17 protein-coding genes are annotated in these 17,268 nt (G+C 74.5%); 9 read left to right on the top strand and 8 right to left on the bottom strand.

What is annotated here, in order from left to right:
- Positions 1 to 59: 59 nt before the first annotated feature.
- Positions 60 to 1,316, top strand: coding sequence for a D-alanyl-D-alanine carboxypeptidase family protein (locus tag ADL08_RS07225; protein WP_234352033.1), 1,257 nt, complete (start codon positions 60 to 62; stop codon positions 1,314 to 1,316).
- Here the strand turns inward: ADL08_RS07225 and ADL08_RS07220 are convergent.
- Positions 1,252 to 2,196 carry a YihY/virulence factor BrkB family protein gene (locus ADL08_RS07220; RefSeq protein WP_053641229.1) on the bottom strand — a complete coding sequence of 315 codons (945 nt, stop codon included), beginning with the start codon at positions 2,194 to 2,196 and terminating at the stop codon, positions 1,252 to 1,254. The two genes, ADL08_RS07225 and ADL08_RS07220, sit on opposite strands and share 65 nt — an antisense overlap.
- A 212-nt stretch (positions 2,197 to 2,408) precedes the next feature.
- On the opposite strand from ADL08_RS07220, the gene ADL08_RS07215 reads away from it, so the two are divergent.
- Positions 2,409 to 3,797, top strand: a complete 1,389-nt coding sequence (locus ADL08_RS07215) for an FAD-binding oxidoreductase (RefSeq protein ID WP_053641228.1) — start codon at positions 2,409 to 2,411, stop codon at positions 3,795 to 3,797.
- Positions 3,798 to 4,001: 204 nt separating this feature from the next.
- A complete protein-coding gene (locus tag ADL08_RS07210) occupies positions 4,002 to 4,757 on the top strand; it encodes a decaprenylphospho-beta-D-erythro-pentofuranosid-2-ulose 2-reductase (RefSeq protein WP_053641227.1) in 756 nt (251 codons plus the stop codon).
- A 16-nt stretch (positions 4,758 to 4,773) separates the two neighbouring features.
- Here ADL08_RS07210 and ADL08_RS07205 read toward each other — a convergent pair whose 3' ends face one another.
- From ADL08_RS07205 to glyA, 3 genes are all read right to left on the bottom strand, one after another.
- A complete protein-coding gene (locus tag ADL08_RS07205) occupies positions 4,774 to 5,370 on the bottom strand; it encodes a 2'-5' RNA ligase family protein (RefSeq protein ID WP_053641286.1) in 597 nt (198 codons plus the stop codon).
- A gap of 107 nt (positions 5,371 to 5,477) precedes the next feature.
- Positions 5,478 to 6,488 carry a tryptophan--tRNA ligase gene (gene trpS, locus ADL08_RS07200; protein ID WP_053641226.1) on the bottom strand — a complete coding sequence of 337 codons (1,011 nt, stop codon included), beginning with the start codon at positions 6,486 to 6,488 and terminating at the stop codon, positions 5,478 to 5,480.
- 261 nt (positions 6,489 to 6,749) lie between these two features.
- On the bottom strand, positions 6,750 to 8,054 hold the full coding sequence (glyA, locus tag ADL08_RS07195; protein ID WP_053641225.1) for a serine hydroxymethyltransferase: 1,305 nt from the start codon (positions 8,052 to 8,054) through the stop codon (positions 6,750 to 6,752).
- Positions 8,055 to 8,324: 270 nt separating this feature from the next.
- Between glyA and rocD the strand changes: the two genes are divergently transcribed.
- Positions 8,325 to 9,539, top strand: coding sequence for an ornithine--oxo-acid transaminase (rocD, locus tag ADL08_RS07190; protein ID WP_053641224.1), 1,215 nt, complete (start codon positions 8,325 to 8,327; stop codon positions 9,537 to 9,539).
- Positions 9,540 to 9,803: 264 nt separating this feature from the next.
- Entirely contained in the window at positions 9,804 to 10,499 is a 696-nt protein-coding gene (locus ADL08_RS07185) for a polysaccharide deacetylase family protein (protein ID WP_053641223.1), read from the top strand.
- Between the two features lie 18 nt (positions 10,500 to 10,517).
- On the opposite strand, the gene ADL08_RS07180 is transcribed toward ADL08_RS07185, so the two are convergent.
- A complete protein-coding gene (locus ADL08_RS07180) occupies positions 10,518 to 11,702 on the bottom strand; it encodes a glutathionylspermidine synthase family protein (RefSeq protein WP_053641222.1) in 1,185 nt (394 codons plus the stop codon).
- A 14-nt stretch (positions 11,703 to 11,716) separates the two neighbouring features.
- On the bottom strand, positions 11,717 to 12,019 hold the full coding sequence (locus ADL08_RS07175; protein ID WP_053641221.1) for a hypothetical protein: 303 nt from the start codon (positions 12,017 to 12,019) through the stop codon (positions 11,717 to 11,719).
- Between the two features lie 129 nt (positions 12,020 to 12,148).
- On the opposite strand from ADL08_RS07175, the gene ADL08_RS07170 reads away from it, so the two are divergent.
- The gene (locus tag ADL08_RS07170) at positions 12,149 to 13,033 is read left to right on the top strand and encodes a hypothetical protein (protein ID WP_078968577.1); all 885 of its coding nucleotides are present in this window, start codon (positions 12,149 to 12,151) and stop codon (positions 13,031 to 13,033) included.
- A 33-nt stretch (positions 13,034 to 13,066) separates the two neighbouring features.
- On the top strand, positions 13,067 to 13,804 hold the full coding sequence (locus ADL08_RS07165) for a 3-keto-5-aminohexanoate cleavage protein (RefSeq protein ID WP_053641220.1): 738 nt from the start codon (positions 13,067 to 13,069) through the stop codon (positions 13,802 to 13,804).
- Between the two features lie 168 nt (positions 13,805 to 13,972).
- On the opposite strand, the gene ADL08_RS07160 is transcribed toward ADL08_RS07165, so the two are convergent.
- Positions 13,973 to 14,344 (bottom strand): ClpX C4-type zinc finger protein, encoded by a 372-nt coding sequence (locus ADL08_RS07160; protein WP_053641219.1) that lies wholly within the window; start codon positions 14,342 to 14,344, stop codon positions 13,973 to 13,975.
- Positions 14,345 to 14,501: 157 nt separating this feature from the next.
- Positions 14,502 to 15,905: a PLP-dependent aminotransferase family protein gene (locus ADL08_RS07155; protein WP_053641218.1), complete on the bottom strand. Its 1,404-nt coding sequence runs from the start codon at positions 15,903 to 15,905 to the stop codon at positions 14,502 to 14,504.
- Positions 15,906 to 15,974: 69 nt separating this feature from the next.
- On the opposite strand from ADL08_RS07155, the gene catA reads away from it, so the two are divergent.
- Complete coding sequence (gene catA, locus ADL08_RS07150) at positions 15,975 to 16,643, top strand: type A chloramphenicol O-acetyltransferase (protein ID WP_053641217.1); 669 nt, start codon at positions 15,975 to 15,977, stop codon at positions 16,641 to 16,643.
- A 91-nt stretch (positions 16,644 to 16,734) separates the two neighbouring features.
- Positions 16,735 to 17,232: a carboxymuconolactone decarboxylase family protein gene (locus ADL08_RS07145; protein ID WP_053641216.1), complete on the top strand. Its 498-nt coding sequence runs from the start codon at positions 16,735 to 16,737 to the stop codon at positions 17,230 to 17,232.
- The last annotated feature ends 36 nt before the right edge of the window (positions 17,233 to 17,268 follow it).

The raw sequence follows: 17,268 nt of genomic DNA, 5'->3' as shown, positions 1-17,268 counted from the left end.
GGGGTTCGAACCGCCTGCCGGAGTTCGGATCTCTGTTCCGTACCTGTACGTTCACGACCGTGTCTGCTTCGAAGAAGGCCGCCTGGGCGGTCGCCGCCGCCGTGTTCCTGCCGTTCGTCCTCGCCGCGCCCGCCGCCCACGCGGACGGGAAGGACGCCCGGGACACGCAGCCCAAGCCGCCCCTCGTCATGTCCGAGGTCGGTGGCGCCCTGCTCGGCGTGCCCGGTACGCAGGTGCGGCTCGGGGCCGGGGCCCCGGTGCTGCCGAAGGAGCTGTCGGCCCGGTCCTGGATCGTGGCGGACGCGGAGAACGGCCAGGTCCTCGCCGCGCACAACGCGCACTGGCCGCTCGCCCCGGCCTCCACCCTGAAGATGCTCTTCGCGGACGCCCTGCTGCCCAAGTTCCCCAAGACGCAGAACCACCTGGTCACCGTTCAGGACCTGGCGGGCATAGGGGAGGGCTCCAGCCTGGTCGGCGTCAAGGAGAAGCAGACCTACAGCGTCCACGACCTGTGGCTCGGCGTCTTCCTGCGCTCCGGCAACGACGCCGTGCACGTCCTGACGAACATGAACCACGGGCTCGCGCGGACCGTGAAGGACATGAACGACCACGCCGCCGAGCTCCAGGCGCTCGACACCAAGGTGGTCACCCCGGACGGCTACGACGCCCCGGGCCAGGTCTCCTCCGCGTACGACCTCACCCTCATCGCCCGCAACGGCATGACGAAGCCGGACTTCCGCGAGTACGCCGCCACCCCCCGCGCCGTCTTCCCCGGCATACAGAAGCCGGGCGAGAAGAAGCGCGAGTCCTTCGAGATCCAGAACACCAACCGGCTGCTCACGGGCGACTTCGGCGTCCCGCCCTACCAGGGCATCGCCGGGGTCAAGAACGGCAACACCACGCACGCGGGCGCGACCTTCACGGGGGTCGCGGAGCGCAACGGCCGGGTGCTGCTCGTCACCGTGATGAACCCGTCCTCGAAGGAGCAGCACGCGGTCTACCGGGAGACCGCCCGGCTGTTCGACTGGGGCTTCGCCGCGCTCGGGAAGGTGAAGCCGGTGGGCGAGCTGGTGCCGCCGCGCTCGGCCCGTACGCAGACGTCCGCGCCGGTCGGCGCGGACCCCACGTCCGGCGGGGACGCCTCGGCGCGGCCCGTCCAGGCGGTCGCGGCCGGGCGGACCGGCGGGGTCGGGACCGCGCTGGCCGTGGCGGGCGGGGTCCTCGTGTTCCTCGCGGGCGCCGGCTTCCTGGTCAACCGCCGCTGGCCGCTGGCCGTGGCGGCGGTGCGTCGCCGGGACCGGGGCGAGGGTCGGTAGCCTCCGGAAGGCCGGGGTCCGCCTCCTTCTTCCGGTCCGCGGCCGTGGCCGTCCAGGCCGCGCAGAACAGCAGCAGCTTCGCGGTGAGGTTGATCCAGAGCAGGAGGGCGACGGGGACGCCGAACGCCCCGTACATCGACTTCGCCGCGACGCCCTTCATGTAGCCGCCGAGCAGCAGCTTGAGGAGTTCGAAGCCGACCGCGCCCATGAGGGCGGCCACCACGAGCGCCCGGCGGGGCGGCTCGACGCCGGGCAGCAGGGACAGGACGTACATCAGGATCAGGAAGTCGGCGACGACGCCGACGAGGACGGCGGCGGTCTGGAGGAGGACGCCGCCCGCCCCGCCCTCGGAGACGCCGATCCGCTCGGCGCTCCAGCCGACGGCGGTGGAGCCGAGCCAGGAGGCGGCGAGCGAGGCGAGGGCGACGCCGCCGAGGCCGACGAGGACGATCGCGTCCTTGCCCTTGAGCAGGACCGGGTTGCCCTCGATGTCGTCGAGGCCCCACACCGCGCGCAGGCACTCCCGCATGGAGCCGATCCAGCTGATGCCGGTGAAGAGGAGCAGGGCGCCGGCGACGATGCCGACGGTGCCGGCGTTGTCGACGAGCGCGCCGATGTTCAGCTGGTCGGAGATGCCCGGGACCTGCTCGCCGATCTTGTCCTCGATCCGGTCGAGCTGCTCGTCGCTGAGGAGCGCGGCGCCGACCGCGGCGGCGACGGTGATGAGCGGGAAGAGGGCGAGGAAGGAGAGGAAGGTGATGGCGGCGGCGAGGCGGGTCCAGTGGGCCCGGTCGAGGGTCTCGTAGGCGCGCCAGGCGTGGGTGCGCATGAAACGGGCGACCCAGGGGCCGATGACGGGGAGCTTGGTCAGCCAGTCCATGTGATGGGTGTACCCCTCGATCCGTGCGCTGCGCGGGTGACCGGAGTACGAGAATCCCCCCATCGGGGCGGTGTATGCGTGATCGACATGGCGACGGGGGCCGGGATTCCCCTCCGGACCCCTCCCTGTCGGATCATCACCCTTTCGGCGAACCGTCGAGCCGTGCGGAGCAATGCCGACATAACGGGCACCGACGCCTATACGGTCGCTCCATGGCTGTCGAGACCCGCGTCCCGGACGACGACTGCGAAGCCCTCACCGGCTGGGGCCGCACCGCCCCCACCCTCGCGCGCGTGCACCGGCCCCGCGGCCCCGCCGAGGCGGTCGCCGAGGTGGCCGCCGCCCTCCGGGCCCCCGGCGCCCGGGGCGTGATCGCGCGCGGTCTCGGGCGCGCCCACGGCGACGCCGCCCAGAACGCCGGCGGCACCGTCCTCGACATGACCGGTCTCGACCGGATCCGCGCCGTGGACCCGCGCGCGGGGCTCGTCGTCTGCGAGGCGGGCGTCAGCCTGCACCGGCTGATGGAGGTCCTGCTGCCGCTCGGCCGGTTCGTCCCGGTCGTGCCCGCCACCCGGTACGTGACGGTCGGCGGCGCGATCGCCGGCGACGTCCACGGCGGGAACCAGCACGTCGCCGGCTCCTTCGGCCGGCACGTGGTCTCGCTCGAACTCCTCACCGCCGACGGGGAGGTCAGGACCGTCCTGCCCGGCACCCCGCTCTTCGACGCCACCACCGGCGGTCTGGGCCTGACCGGCGTGGTCCTCTCCGCCGTCCTGCGGCTGCCGGCCGTCGAGACGTCCCTGATGACGGTGGACACCGAGCGCGCCCGCGACCTCGACGCCCTCCTCGCCCTGCTCGCCGGGGGCGACCACCGCCACCAGCACTCCACCGCCCGGATCGACCTGCTCGCCCGGGGCGCCGCCACCGGCCGCGCCGTCCTGACGCGCGGGAACCCCACCCCGTACGACGCGCTGCCCCGCCGGCACCCGGCCCGCCGCGCGCCGCTCGCCTTCCGGCCCGTCCGGCTGCCCGCCCCGCCGCCGCACGTCCCCGGCGGGCTGCTCGGCGGCGCCTCCGCGGGGCTTTTCGGCGCGCTCTGGCACCGGGCCGCGCCCCGCGCCGCCACCGGCCGGCTCCGGCCGCTGTCCGGCGTCTTCCACCCCCTCGACGCCGTCCCGCACTGGAACCGGCTGTACGGGCCCGAGGGCCGCGTCCCGTACCGGTTCGTCCTCCCGTACGGGCGGGAGGAGACGCTCCGGGGGATCGTGCGGCGGATCGCGGAGCGGCGCTGGCCGGTCCTGCCCGCCGTCCTCAAGCGGTTCGGTCCGGGCGGTCCTGGCCTCCTCTCCTTCCCCCTGCCCGGCTGGTCCCTGGCCCTGGAGCTGCCCACCGGGCTTCCCGGGCTCGGTGCCTTCCTCGACGCCCTCGACGAGGAGGTCGCGGACGCGGGCGGCCGGGTGAGCCTGGCCGGGGACGCGCGGGCGCGGCCGGAGGTCCTGGCCGCGATGTATCCGCGGCTCGGCGCGTTCCGGGAGCTGCGGGCCGCGCTCGACCCCCGGTCCGTCCTCGTCTCGGACCTCTCCCGCCGTCTCGGTCTCTAGGGGGTGTCTTGCCGACCGTGCCGGGCTCGCGGCGCCCGGCACCGCGCCTCGCCGCGTCGCCGTCACTCGCCGACTCCGCCGTAGCCCTTCGGGCACGGGAGGTGCCCCCACCGCGTCGACTCCCTCCTCCGCCCTGCGACGCACGGCACCGGACGCCGCTCCCTGATCCGGCCCGATCGACAAGACACCCCCTAGGAGCTGATCGTGAAGGACGCCTTCGGCGCACCGCAGTCCCTGCTCGTCCTCGGCGGCACGTCCGCGATCGGGCTCGCCACGGCCCGCCGGATGATCGCCCGGCGCACCCGTACGGTCCGGCTGGCCGGCCGCCCCTCCCCCGCCCTCGACGCCGCCGCCGCGTCGCTGCGGGCGCTGGGGGCCGAGGTGCGGACCGTGCCCTTCGACGCGCTCGACCCCGGGTCGCACGAGGAGCGGCTCGGCCCGGTCTTCGCGGAGGGCGACGTCGACGTGGTGCTGCTGGCCTTCGGGGTGCCGGGCGACCAGGCGCGCGACGAGTCCGACCCGGTCGCCGCCGCCCGGGTCGCCGGGACCAACTACACCGGCGCCGTCTCGGCGGGCCTGGTGTGCGCGGGCGCGCTCCAGGCGCAGGGGCACGGCTCGCTCGTGGTGCTCTCCTCGGTGGCGGCCGAGCGGGCCCGCCGCGCCGACTTCATCTACGGCTCCTCGAAGGCGGGGCTCGACGCCTTCGCCCAGGGGCTCGGGGACGCGCTGTACGGCACCGGGGTGCACGTGATGGTGGTGCGGCCCGGGTTCGTGCGCTCGCGGGCGACGGCGGGGCGCCCGGAGGAGCCGTTCGCGACCACCCCGGAGGCGGTCGCGGGCGCGATCGAGCTGGGGCTGCGGCGCCGCTCGGAGACGGTGTGGGTGCCGGGGGCGCTGCGGATGGTGACGTCGGCGGTGCGGCACGTGCCGAGGCCGCTGTACCGGCGGCTGCCGGTGTAGGTCCCCGGGCCCGGTCTCAGGCGCTCGGCGTCGTCGTCGGGGTGTCGACCGGGCTGCCGCCCTGGGCCGGGACGGCGCGGGTCGGGTGGCCGCTGCCGAACTCGTAGTCGCACAGCTTCCGCCACACCGCGTCCGCGCCCTGCTCGTACAGGGCGAAGGAGCGGCAGGTCCAGGCCGCCTCGTAGCCGGCGAGCTCCTCGAACGCCCGGTCCATCCCCTCCTCGGAGATGCCGTGCGCCACGGTGACGTGCGGGTGGTACGGGAACTGGAGCGCGCGCACGAGCGGCCCGGCCTCGTCCCTGATCCGCTGCTGGAGCCGGTCGCAGGGGGTGACGCCCTCCGCGAGCTTGACGTAGACCACCGGGGAGAGCGGCCGGAAGGTCCCGGTGCCCTTCAGGCGCACCGGGAAGGGCTGGTATCCGGTGGCCACGCGCGCGAGGTGGGCCTCGACCTCCGGCAGCAGCTCCCGGGGGACCTCGGTCGGCGGGACGAGGGTGACGTGGGTGGGGATGCCGTGCGCGGCCCGGTCCCCGAAGCCGGCGCGCCGCTCCTGGAGCAGGCTGCCGTAGGGCTCCGGGACCGCGATCGAAACGCCGAGCGTTACGGTCCCCACGTCGTTCTCCTCCGTCGTCCGGTGCGTCTGTCCGGTGCGTCTCGTGTACGGGTGGTGCAGCCGCCAGTGTGCGGCCTGCACCACCCTCGTGGCCAGGGTCCTCGGACTCAGTGCTTGGCGGGCAGGAAGCCCATCCGCTCGTACGTCTGCGCGAGGGTCTCGGCGGCGACCGCGCGGGCCTTCTCGGCGCCCTTGGCCAGGACCGAGTCCAGCGTCTCCGGGTCGTCCAGGTATTCCTGGGTGCGGGTCCGGAACGGCGTGACGAAGTCCACCATCACCTCGGCGAGGTCCGTCTTGAGGGCGCCGTACATCTTGCCCTCGTAGTCCCTCTCCAGGTCGGCGACGCTCGTGCCGGTGAGGGTGGACAGGATGCCGAGGAGGTTGGAGACGCCGGCCTTCTCCACCGGGTCGAAGCGGATCACCGTGTCGGTGTCGGTGACGGCGCTCCTGACCTTCTTCGCGGTGACCTTCGGGTCGTCCAGGAGGTTGATGAGGCCCTTCGGCGTGGACGCCGACTTGCTCATCTTGACCGAGGGGTCCTGGAGGTCGTAGATCTTCGCCGTCTCCTTCAGGATGTACGGCGAGGGGATCGTGAAGGTGTCGCCGAAGCGCCCGTTGAACCGCTCCGCGAGGTCGCGGGTCAGCTCGATGTGCTGGCGCTGGTCCTCGCCGACCGGGACCTCGTTCGCCTGGTAGAGCAGGATGTCCGCGACCTGGAGGATCGGGTACGTGAAGAGGCCGACGGTGGCGCGGTCGGCGCCCTGCTTGGCGGACTTGTCCTTGAACTGCGTCATGCGGGAGGCCTCGCCGAAGCCGGTGAGGCAGTTCATGACCCAGCCGAGCTGGGCGTGCTCGGGGACGTGGCTCTGGACGAAGAGGGTGCAGCGGTCCGGGTCGAGGCCGGCGGCGAGCAGCTGGGCGGCGGCGAGCCGGGTGTTGGCGCGCAGCTCGGCCGGGTCCTGCGGGACCGTGATCGCGTGCAGGTCGACGACCATGTAGAAGGCGTCGTGGGTCTCCTGGAGGGCGACCCACTGGCGGACGGCGCCGAGGTAGTTGCCGAGGTGGAACGAGCCGGCGGTGGGCTGGATTCCGGAGAGCACGCGCGGACGATGCTGCATGGCGGAGCCATTCCCCTGAGGGTGGTGGTGGGCGACGGGCGGGCTGTCAAAGGCCATGCACATCATTCTCTCAGGTGCGGGACCGGTCCCCGCCCGACCGATGCGTCAGTGGTACGCGCGCGGGGGCGCGGTTCCGGTCGCGGCGGCCGTGACCTGGGGTGGATGAGACCAGGAACACAGCGCGCGCGACGGTCCGCGCCCCCGCTCCGGCGCTGTCGGCGGGTCGCCGGATCAGGCGGGATCAGGCCGGATCAGGCGGGATCAGACCGGCAGGCCCGGGGCCGGGAAGGCGGCCATCAGGTCGGCGACCTCGGCGCGGATCGCGGCGAGGGCGTCCTCGTCGCCCCCGGCGGCGGCCGTGACGCCCCGGTCGATCCAGTCGGCGACCCGGTCCATGTGCTCCGTGCCGAGGCCGCGGGAGGTGAGGGCGGGGGTGCCGATGCGGATGCCGGAGGGGTCGAAGGGCTTCCGGGGGTCGAAGGGGACGGTGTTGTGGTTGACGACGAGGCCGGCCCGGTCGAGGGCCTTGGCGGCGGTCTTGCCGGGGACCTGCCGGGAGGTGAGGTCCATGAGGATCAGGTGGTTGTCGGTGCCGCCGGAGACCAGGTCGAAGCCGCGGGCGAGGAGGGCCTCGGCGAGGGCCTCGGCGTTGGCGACGACGGCGTGGGCGTAGGTGCGGAAGGAGGGCAGGGCGGCCTCGTGCAGGGCGACCGCGATGGCGGCGGTGGTCTGGTTGTGCGGGCCGCCCTGGAGGCCGGGGAAGACGGCCCTGTCGAGGGCCCTGGCGTGCTCCTCGCGGGACAGGAGCATGGCGCCGCGCGGGCCGCGCAGGGTCTTGTGGGTGGTCGTGGAGATCACGTCGGCGTGGCCGGCCGGGGAGGGGTGGGCGCCGCCCGCGATCAGGCCCGCGACGTGGGCGACGTCGGCGACGAGGACGGCGCCGGCCTCGCGGGCGATCTCGCCGAAGGCGGCGAAGTCGATGGTGCGGGGCAGGGCGGTGCCGCCGCAGAAGATGATCTTCGGGCGCTCCTTCAGGGCGAGTTCGCGGACCTCGTCGAGGTCGACGCGGCCGGTGTCCGCGCGGACGCCGTACTGGACGCCCCGGAACCACGAGCCGGTGGCGGAGACGCCCCAGCCGTGGGTGAGGTGGCCGCCCATGGGCAGGGCCATGCCCATGACGGTGTCGCCGGGCTCGGCGAAGGCGAGGTAGACGGCGAGGTTGGCCGGGGAGCCGGAGTAGGGCTGGACGTTGGCGTGGTCGACGCCGAAGAGGGCCTTGGCGCGCTCGACGGCGAGGGTCTCGACCCGGTCGACGTTCTGCTGGCCCTCGTAGTAGCGGCGGCCGGGGTAGCCCTCGCTGTACTTGTTCTGGAGGACGGTGCCGGAGGCTTCGAGGACGGCGGCGGAGACGTAGTTCTCGCTGGGGATGAGGCGCAGGGTGTCGGCCTGGAGCCGCTCCTCGGCGCCGACGAGGGCGGCGAGTTCGGGGTCGGCGGCGGCGAGGGCGGGGTGGGCGGCGGCGGTTCCAACGGCGGTGGTGGTGGTTCCAACGGCGGTGGTGGTCACGGTGGTGTCCTCCGGGCGTGGGCGGGGTCCCGGGGCACTGCGTGAGGCGCGGCGCCACGCGGGACTTCGGTCCCGGGACGCCCAGGCGGGCGGCGCCTCGTGTGGTCTGCCGCGCACGACTTCCCCGGGGTCGCTTCCCCGTACGCCAGTCGCCGTGCGTGCCGCCACCCTAGCGGGCGCGACGTGTCGGAGGTTTCCCCGTCCGGCATGCGAGCGACGATAGGAAAAGGGGCCGCACCCGCCCCGGGCCGCAGGACGAACGGAGATCCCGTGTCGAGGACAGAAGACGCCATCGCTTCCGCGGAGGCGCACAGCGCCCACAACTACCACCCCCTTCCGGTCGTCGTCGCCTCGGCGGACGGCGCCTGGATGACCGACGTCGAGGGGCGTCGGTACCTGGACCTGCTCGCCGGGTACTCGGCGCTCAACTTCGGGCACGGCAACCGGCGTCTGATCGACGCGGCGAAGGCCCAGCTGGACCGGGTGACGCTGACCTCGCGGGCCTTCCACCACGACCGGTTCGCCGACTTCTGCACGCGGCTCGCGGAGCTGTGCGGCAAGGAGGCGGTGCTGCCGATGAACACGGGGGCGGAGGCGGTGGAGACGGCCGTGAAGACGGCCCGGAAGTGGGGGTACGAGGTGAAGGGCGTGCCGGACGGGCACGCGAAGATCGTGGTGGCGGCGAACAACTTCCACGGCCGGACGACGACGGTCGTGAGCTTCTCCACGGACCACGAGGCGCGGGACCACTTCGGGCCGTACACGCCGGGGTTCGAGATCGTGCCGTACGGGGACCTGACGGCGCTGGAGGCGGCGGTCACCGAGAACACGGTGGCGGTGCTCCTGGAGCCGATCCAGGGCGAGGCGGGGGTCCTGGTGCCGCCGGCCGGCTATCTGCCGGGGGTGCGGGAGCTGACCCGGCGGCGGAACGTGCTGTTCGTGGCGGACGAGATCCAGTCGGGACTCGGCCGCACCGGGCGGACGTTCGCGTGCGACCACGAGGGCGTGGTGCCGGACGTGTACCTGCTGGGGAAGGCGCTGGGCGGCGGGGTGGTGCCGGTGTCGGCGGTGGTGGCCGACCGGGACGTGCTCGGGGTCTTCCGGCCGGGCGAGCACGGGTCGACCTTCGGCGGGAACCCGCTGGCCTGCGCGGTGGCCCTGGAGGTGGTCGCGATGCTGCGGACGGGCGAGTACCAGGAGCGGGCGGCGGAGCTGGGCGAGCACCTCCACGCGGAGCTGGGCCTCCTCGTGGGCGACGGCGCGGTGGAGGCGGTGCGGGGGCGCGGGCTGTGGGCGGGCGTGGACATCGCCCCGTCGAAGGGCACGGGCCGGGAGATCTCGGAGCGGCTGCTCGACCGGGGGGTCCTGGTGAAGGACACCCACGGCTCGACGATCCGGATCGCCCCGCCGCTGGTGATCTCGAAGGAGGACCTGGACTGGGGTCTCGAACAGCTGAGGGGGGTGCTGTCGGAGGGACGCGTCTGACGGCCGGGATCGTGGACCGGGCGGGCGCGGGGCGGGCCGGTGCGGGGCGGGCGCGTGCCGGTGCGCTTCCCGGTCATCCGGTCGAGGCGGGCTCGGCCCGTACGGACCAGGTCCGTGCGGGCCCGCCCGGACGGCCCGGCCAGCCCTCGCCCGGACAGGGCGGTCCGGACAGGGCGGTCCGGACAGCCCGGCCCGGACAGTCCGGTCCAGGCAGGGCAACACGGACCATTGACACGGCAGTTGGTCTAGGCCAATGATGCGGCCATGCCGAGACCCCGCTCGCGTCACGCCGTGCGTGCCGCGCTCGCCGCCCTCGTCCCGCTCGCGCTCGTCGGCGCGGTCACGGGGCCCGCGCACGCCGTCCCGGAGACGGCCTGGCCCGCTCCCGTCCCGGTGGTCTCGCACGTCGAGACCACCGACCCGGTCGTCTTCATCACCATCGACGACGGCTGGTTCCACGACCCCGCCGCCGCGAAGCTGCTGCTCGACCGGCGGGTGCCCGCCTCGCTCTTCCTGCTCCCCGGCGCCTACTCGTACGACTCCGGCTACTTCCGGACCCTGCTCGACCACGGGCCCTCCCGCGTCGAGAACCACACCGTCAACCACCCGGACCTGACGACGCTCGACGCCGCTGGGCAGAAGGCGGAGTTCTGCGGGGCCAGGGACCAGCACCTCGCCCGGTTCGGCGACGGCCCGCGGCTGCTGCGCCCGCCGTACGGCACGTACGACGCGACCACCCTGGCCACCGCGCGCGCCTGCGGGGCGAAGGCCGTGGTGACCTGGACGCACGACCTCACCACCTGGGGCCAGTGGACGCCGCCGACCCCGGAGCTCAAGGCCGGCGACATCGTCCTGCTGCACTTCAACGAGACCCTGGAGCAGGACCTGGAGAGGGCCCTGGACCTGGCCGCGGCGGCGGGCCTGAGGCCCGCGCCGCTGAGGGACTACGTCCCCGAGTAGCCCGCCGCGGCGGGGCGGTCAGAGGATCACGTGCGGGAGGAAGCGGGCGTACTCGTCGGTGACGGGGCCCGCCGACTCCCGGATGCCGAGGCCCGCCGCCTCGTCCCCGACGACCCACGCGCCGAGGACCACCCGGTTGCCGTCGAAGTCGGGCAGCGGGGCGAGGCCCTGGTAGCAGAGGGGTTCCCCGTCGCGCACGGGGAGTTCCGTGCCGGCCTCGTGCAGGGTGACGCCCTCGCCCTCGCGGCCGAGCAGCGGCTTGGCGACCCAGCCGGTGGTGGTGGCGAGTTCGCGCGGCCCGTCGAGGTAGGCGGGCAGCAGGTTGGGGTGGCCGGGGTACAGCTCCCAGAGGATCGCGAGCAGCGCCTTGTTGGAGAGCAGCATCTTCCAGGCGGGCTCGATCCAGCAGGTGGTGCCGGTGCCGCCGCCGTTGTCGAGGGTGTCCAGGACGTGCGGGCCGAAGCGGTCGGTGGTCAGCCACTCCCACGGGTAGAGCTTGAAGCAGCTGCGGAGGAAGCGGAGCCGGTCGTCGACGAAGCGGCCCGAGAGCCGGTCCCAGCCGATCTGCTCGACGGAGAGCGCCTCGGTCTCCAGTCCGGCCTGCTGGGCGGTCTCGCGCAGGTACGCGACCGTCATCAGGTCCTCGCCGAGCTCGTCGCCGTCCGAGTGGGCGAAGTGGACGGGGCCGGGCGGCAGCAGGTGGGCCTGGCGCCGCCAGGCGTCGACGAGCCGCTCGTGGAGGGAGTTCCACTGGTCGGCGCCGGGGAACCGCTCCTCCATCCAGAACCACTGCGGGCTCGCGGCCTCCACGAGGGAGGTCGGGGTGTCGGCGTTGTACTCCAGCATCTTGGCCGGTCCGGTGCCGTCGTACCGGAGGTCGAACCGCCCGTAGATCGAGGGGAGTTCGTCGCGCCGCCGCCAGGACTCGGCGATGAGGCCGGCCAGCCGGGGGTCGGTGACGCCGAGGTCCGCGAAACGATCCTTCCCGACGATGTGCGCGGCGGCCGCGAGGGACATCGCGTGCAGCTCCTCGACGACCTCCTCCAGCGCCTCGACCTCGGGCAGGGAGAAGGAGTAGTACGCGCTCTCGTCCCAGTACGGGCGCAGCGAACCGTCCGGGTGGCGGGTGAGCGGATAGACGAGCCCCTGCTCCTCGACCGTCCGCTGCCAGTCCGGGCGGGGTTCGACGGTGTGGCGTTCCATGCTTCCGGCCCGCCTCAGCCGCCGCCGGTGCGGGAGCAGCCGAAGCCGCCGCTGTCGACGGCGGCCTTGTCGAAGCTGCCGCCGCTCACCTTCTTGTCGCTGACGGAGCCGCCGTAGTAGTACGAGCCGCGGGGAGTGGTGGTGCTGGTGCCGCTGCCGCTCCCGCTGCCGCCGCTCTCGCACTCGTAGCGGGGCAGCTGCTCCCGGCTCAGCCGGTCCACGCAGCGCTTGTCCGGTTCGGAACCGCACGCCGTGATCGTCGCCGCCAGCAGGCCCATTCCGCCGAGCACCACCGTGCTCGACCTCAGCCTCCGCATGCCTGTCACCCTCCCCCTTCGCGGTCGCGATCCTCACGGCCGCGCCCTCACGGTCACACATGCCGAGACCGCCAGTCCAGTCCGGTGCTTTCCGGCTGCACGCCCTAAAGTCGTTTCGTGCTCCTCGGGATGATTTGTGCGTTTGCTTCAGCCATCTGTTACGGCACGGCCTCCGTCCTCCAGGCGGTGGCGGCCCGCGCGGCGGAGCCGGGCAGCGGCGGCGGGGTCGACGTCGCGCTGCTGTGGCGGGCGGTGCGGCAATGGCGATATCTCGCCGGTCTCTGTCTGGACGGCCTGGGGTTCGTCCTCCAGATCGTGGCCCTGCGGACGCTGCCCATCTACGTGGTGGGCGCGGCCCTCGCCGCGAGCCTGGCGGTGACGGCGGTCGTCGCCTCGCGGGTGCTGCGGGTGCGGCTGAGCCGGGTGGAGTGGACGGCCGTGGCCGTGGTCTGCGCGGGGCTCGCGATGCTGGCCCTCGCCTCGGGCCGGGAGGGCCACCGGGCGGGCCCGGAGGCCCTGGACTGGGCGCTCCTGGCCGTCGCGTTCGGGATCCTGCTGCTCGGCGCGGCGGCCGGGAGGCTCCCGGACCGCCCGCGCGCGCTCGCCCTCGGCCTGGGCGCGGGCCTCGGCTTCGGGGTGGTGGAGGTGGCGGTCCGCCTGATCGACGGGATCGACCTCACGAACCCGGCCCTGTACGCCCTCCTGGCGGGCGGCGGGGCGGCGTTCCTCCTGCTGACCTCGGCGTTCCAGCGGGGCTCGGTGACGACGGCGACGGCGGGCATGGTGCTCGGCGAGACGATCGGCCCGGCGGCGGTCGGCGTGGCCTGGCTCGGCGACACCACCCGCCCCGGCCTCGGCTGGCTGGCGGTCACCGGCTTCGCGGTGGCGGTGGCGGGCTCTCTGACCCTGGCCCGCTTCGGGGAGGCGCCGGAGCCGGTGTCACCCCCTGGGGCGTCAAGCGGCTCCGGGGACCGGGGCGCCGACCCGTTCCGGTCCCGTCGGCGCGGACCGTGAAGGATGCCCGTGGCGCCTGGCAGAGTGCGGCGCATGTTGCAGGTGTGTCTGAACGGAGCACGGAACCGGAGCGAGAACCGCCGGGTCCCGGTGACCCCCGGGGAGTTGGCGGCCGAGGCGGCACGCGCCGTGGAGGCCGGGGCGGAGGACGTCCACCTCCACCCCAGAGGAGCCGACGGTCTCGACTCGCTGGAGCCCCGGGTGGTCGCCGAGGCGGTGGGCGCGGTGCGTGCCGCCGTGCCGGAAGGGGTGCGGGTCGGGGTCACCACCGGGGCCTGGGCGGTCCCGGACCCGGGGAAGCGGATCGAGCTGATCCGGTCGTGGACGGTGCTGCCCGACCACGCCTCGGTGAACTGGCACGAGGAGGGCGCCGAGGCGGTGGCCGACGCGCTGCTGGAGCGCGGGATCGGCGTCGAGGCCGGTGTCTGGTCGGGCACCGACGGCGCCCGCCGGTTCCGCACCTGGGCGTCGGCCCACCGGGTGCTGCGGGTCCTGGTCGAGGTGACCGACACCGACCCGGCCACGGCGGCGGCCACGGCCGCGGCCCTGCTGCGAGAACTGGGGGACGACCTCGTGTCCCCCCTGCTGCTGCACGGCGAGGACGGCGGCGCCTGGCCCGTACTGCGCACGGCGGCCGGCCTGGGCCTGGCCACCAGGATCGGCCTGGAGGACGTACTCGCGCTGCCCGACGGCTCGACCGCGCGGGACAACGCGCACCTCGTGCGGGCGGCCCGGGAGATCCTCGTCGAGCACGGCGACCGGCGGCCCTGATCCCGCGCGAGCGCGTGGGGCCGGTGCGGCCGACGACGGGCCGGGGGCCGGGCACCGCCTCCGGCGCCCCCTGAGCGCCGCCGACGCGCCCCGGCACGCGCCCGGCCGGCCGCGACGCGCTCGTTCCCGCGGGCCGGGTCGGCGGGACGGGCGGGGCCGGCCTCCCGGTCACCGCTCCCCGGAGAAGCGTTCCCAGGCCGACTGGCGGGTGATGCCCAGCGCCCGGCCGACCCCGGCCCAGGTCACGCCGCGACGCCGGAGCTCCGTGACCCACATGCGCAGATCGGCCTCGATCTGGTCGGCGAGTGCCGCGACCCGGGGCAGCCGCTCCAGCATCTCGGCATCGGTCAGCTCGCTCCACATCGGCATCCGCAGCTCGGTCGGACCCGGGCGGTACTCGGCGACGATCGAGGCGGCCAGGTCCACGCAGTCGGTGCAGATGTTCACCCCGGGACCGGCGACCAGCTTGGTCGCCTCGGCCTCGGGCTTGGCGCAGAACGAGCACGCCCGGCCGTCGTGGTCCGTCGTTTCGGGGAGCATCGCGAACCCTCCTCCACCGGCGGCCCGTCCGTCAGGCCGACCCTGACACGCAGGATAGGAGCGTCAGGGGCGGCCTGACAAGGAGAGGCCGTGCGGCGGTCCGGACGGAGGGGTTCCTCCGGAGGCGGACCGGGGAACCCCCTCCGGCCCCCCGTCCTCAGGGCAGCACCCGGCACAGCGCCTCCAGCGCCCCCGGCCACGCGCTGTCCGACGGGGTGGCGTAGCCGACGACCAGGGCGGGCGGGGCCGGGAGGGCGGTGGGGCGGCGGTAGTGGGAGACGCTCTGGACGGCGAGGCCGTGGCGGGCGGCGGCCCGCAGGGTCGGGCCTTCGGTGCCCGGGGGGAGGGTGAGGACGGCGTGCAGGCCCGCCGCGATGCCGCCGACCCGGGTCTCCGGCGCGTGCGCGGCCACCGCCGCCACGAGCTGGTCGCGGCGGCGCCGGTAGCGCAGCCGCATCGCCCGGACGTGCCGGTCGTACGCCCCCGAGCGCAGGAACTCCGCGAACGCCAGCTGGTCCGTCGCGCCGGACACCCAGTCCACGGCCCCCTTCGCCGCCGCCACCTCGTCCGCCAGGCCCTCCGGCAGGACCATCCACGCGAGGCGCAGGCCGGGGGCGAGGGACTTGCTCGCGGTGCCGAGGTACACGACCCGCTCCGGGTCGAGGCCCTGGAGGGCCCCCACGGGCTGTCTGTCGTAGCGGAACTCGCCGTCGTAGTCGTCCTCCAGGACCAGCCCGCCCGAGGCCCGCGCCCAGTCGACCACGGCCGCCCGCCGGTCCGGGGGCAGGGCCCCGCCGAGCGGGAACTGATGGGCCGCCGTCATGAGGACCGCCCCGCAGCCGGCCAGGGACGACAGCTCCTCCACGACCGTGCCCCGTTCGTCGAAGGGCAGGGGCGGAGTGGTCAGGCCCGCGCCGGCCAGGACGTCGGCGTGCACCTTCAGGCCGTACGACTCCACGGCCGCGGCCCGTGCCCCGCGGTCCCGCAGCACCCGGCCGATCAGCGTCAGGCCGTGCACGAACCCGGCGCAGACCACGATCCGTCCGGGCCGGGCGTGCACGCCCCGCGCGCGGGCCAGGTACTCGGCGAGCGCGGCGCGCAGTTCGGGGCGGCCGCGCGGGTCCCCGTACCCAAAGGCCTCGTCGGGGGCGGCGGTGATCGCCCGCCGGTACGCCTTGAGCCAGTCGGCGCGCGGGAAGGAGGCGAGGTCCGGGGTGCCCGCCTTCAGGTTGTGGGTGGGGGTGGCCCTGGCCGGAGGGGTGGTGGGGGGCCGGTGGCGCGGACGGTCCCGGGGCTCCGCGCGGCCGGCCACCCGCGTGCCCGAGCCCTGCCGGGCGGTCAGCCAGCCCTCGGCGACCAGCTCGGCGTACGCGTCGGCGACCGTGTTGCGGGCCGTGCCGAGGTCGGCGGCGAGCGAGCGGGAGGACGGCAGCCGGGTCCCCGCCGCCAGGCGCCCGCTGCGCACCGCCTCCCGCAGGGCGTCCATGAGTCCCGCGCGCAGGCGCGTCCCTCGGAGTTCCAGATGGAGGTCGGCCCCGAAGGCGGCCCAGTCGTTCGCCATGGGAACGGACCATACCCCCGCGCCGGAAAAGCCCCTTCGCCGTTTTCCGGCGGCTGACAGGATGGGCGGATGGACGCCCCCGCCCCGATCGACCTCGACACCTGGCCGCGCAGGCAGCACTTCGAGCACTACCGCCGGACCGTCCCGTGCACGTACTCGATGACGGTGGAGCTCGACGTCACCGCGTTCGCCGCCGCGTTGCGCGGGTCGTCGCGCAAGACCTACCTCGCGCAGGTCTGGGCGCTCTCCACGGTCGTCAACCGCCACGAGGAGTTCAGGATGTGCCTCACCGCGGCGGGCGGGCCGGCCGTCTGGCCCGTCGTGCACCCGGCCTTCACGGTCTTCCATCCGGAGCGCGAGACGTTCGCGTGCGCGTGGGCGCCCCACGACCCCGACTTCGGCGCGTTCCACGACGTGGCCGCCCCGCTGCTCGCGGAGCACGGCCGCGCCACCGACTTCTTCCCGCAGGGGGACCTGCCGCCCAACGCGTTCGACGTGTCGAGCCTGCCGTGGACGTCGTTCACCGGGTTCAACCTGAACATCGGCGGCGGCTGGGACCACCTCGCGCCGATCTTCACGCTCGGCCGGTACGGCGAGCGGGAGGGCCGGGTCCTGCTCCCCCTCGCCGTACAGGTGCACCACGCCGCCGCGGACGGGTTCCACACGGCACGGCTCGTGAACGAGCTCCAGGCGCTCCTCGCGGACCCGTCCTGGGTGGAGGAGGGCCCGGCGTCCTGAACCCGGGCTCTCCGGCGCTCCCGAAGTGGCCCGGTCGCCTGCCGTGGAAATGGCCCACACCCCTGCGCCAACCGGCTCCTACGGTGGACGCATGACCAGTACGCACACCACCGCCGAACGCGCCCACGAGCACGCGCCCCGGATGGCCTTCGCCGAGCGGGCCCCCGAGTTCTACCGGGCGATGATCCGCCTGGAGACGGCCGCCGCCAAGGACGTCGACCCCGTCCTCTACCACCTGATCAAGATCCGGGCCTCGCAGATCAACCACTGCGCGTTCTGCGTCGACATGCACAGCAAGGACGCCCTCGCGGAGGGCGAGAGCGTCGAGCGGATCGTGCAGCTCTCCGCCTGGGAGGAGTCCCGGCACTTCTACACCGAGCGGGAGCTCGCGGCGCTCGCCCTGACCGAGGCCGTCACCGTCCTCACCGACGGCTTCGTGCCCGACGAGGTGTACGCGCACGCCGCCGAGCACTTCGACGAGACCGAGCTGGCCCGGGTCATCGCCGGGATCATCGCCATCAACGCCTGGAACCGGATCGGCGTCACCACCCGGATGACGCCCGGCCACTACGCCCCGCCCGCCCCCTAGGCAGTCCCCCGGGCCGTTCCCGGGGCCGTTCCCGGG

Source organism: Streptomyces sp. NRRL F-6492 (genome assembly GCF_001280125.1).
Classification (GTDB): domain Bacteria; phylum Actinomycetota; class Actinomycetes; order Streptomycetales; family Streptomycetaceae; genus Streptomyces.
This window is presented reverse-complemented; position numbering and strand designations above follow the sequence as displayed.

Excerpts from the sequence above, each read along its gene's own strand:
- ADL08_RS07185 (WP_053641223.1), top strand. The coding sequence starts at position 9,804 with ATGCCGAGACCCCGCTCGCGTCACGCCGTGCGTGCCGCGCTCGCCGCC.
- ADL08_RS07160 (WP_053641219.1), bottom strand. The coding sequence starts at position 14,344 with ATGCTCCCCGAAACGACGGACCACGACGGCCGGGCGTGCTCGTTCTGC.
- ADL08_RS07220 (WP_053641229.1), bottom strand. The coding sequence starts at position 2,196 with ATGGACTGGCTGACCAAGCTCCCCGTCATCGGCCCCTGGGTCGCCCGT.
- ADL08_RS07175 (WP_053641221.1), bottom strand. The coding sequence starts at position 12,019 with ATGCGGAGGCTGAGGTCGAGCACGGTGGTGCTCGGCGGAATGGGCCTG.
- catA (WP_053641217.1), top strand. The coding sequence starts at position 15,975 with ATGGACGCCCCCGCCCCGATCGACCTCGACACCTGGCCGCGCAGGCAG.
- ADL08_RS07215 (WP_053641228.1), top strand. The coding sequence starts at position 2,409 with ATGGCTGTCGAGACCCGCGTCCCGGACGACGACTGCGAAGCCCTCACC.
- ADL08_RS07145 (WP_053641216.1), top strand. The coding sequence starts at position 16,735 with ATGACCAGTACGCACACCACCGCCGAACGCGCCCACGAGCACGCGCCC.
- ADL08_RS07165 (WP_053641220.1), top strand. The coding sequence starts at position 13,067 with ATGTTGCAGGTGTGTCTGAACGGAGCACGGAACCGGAGCGAGAACCGC.
- ADL08_RS07180 (WP_053641222.1), bottom strand. The coding sequence starts at position 11,702 with ATGGAACGCCACACCGTCGAACCCCGCCCGGACTGGCAGCGGACGGTC.
- ADL08_RS07155 (WP_053641218.1), bottom strand. The coding sequence starts at position 15,905 with ATGGCGAACGACTGGGCCGCCTTCGGGGCCGACCTCCATCTGGAACTC.
- ADL08_RS07170 (WP_078968577.1), top strand. The coding sequence starts at position 12,149 with ATGATTTGTGCGTTTGCTTCAGCCATCTGTTACGGCACGGCCTCCGTC.
- trpS (WP_053641226.1), bottom strand. The coding sequence starts at position 6,488 with ATGCAGCATCGTCCGCGCGTGCTCTCCGGAATCCAGCCCACCGCCGGC.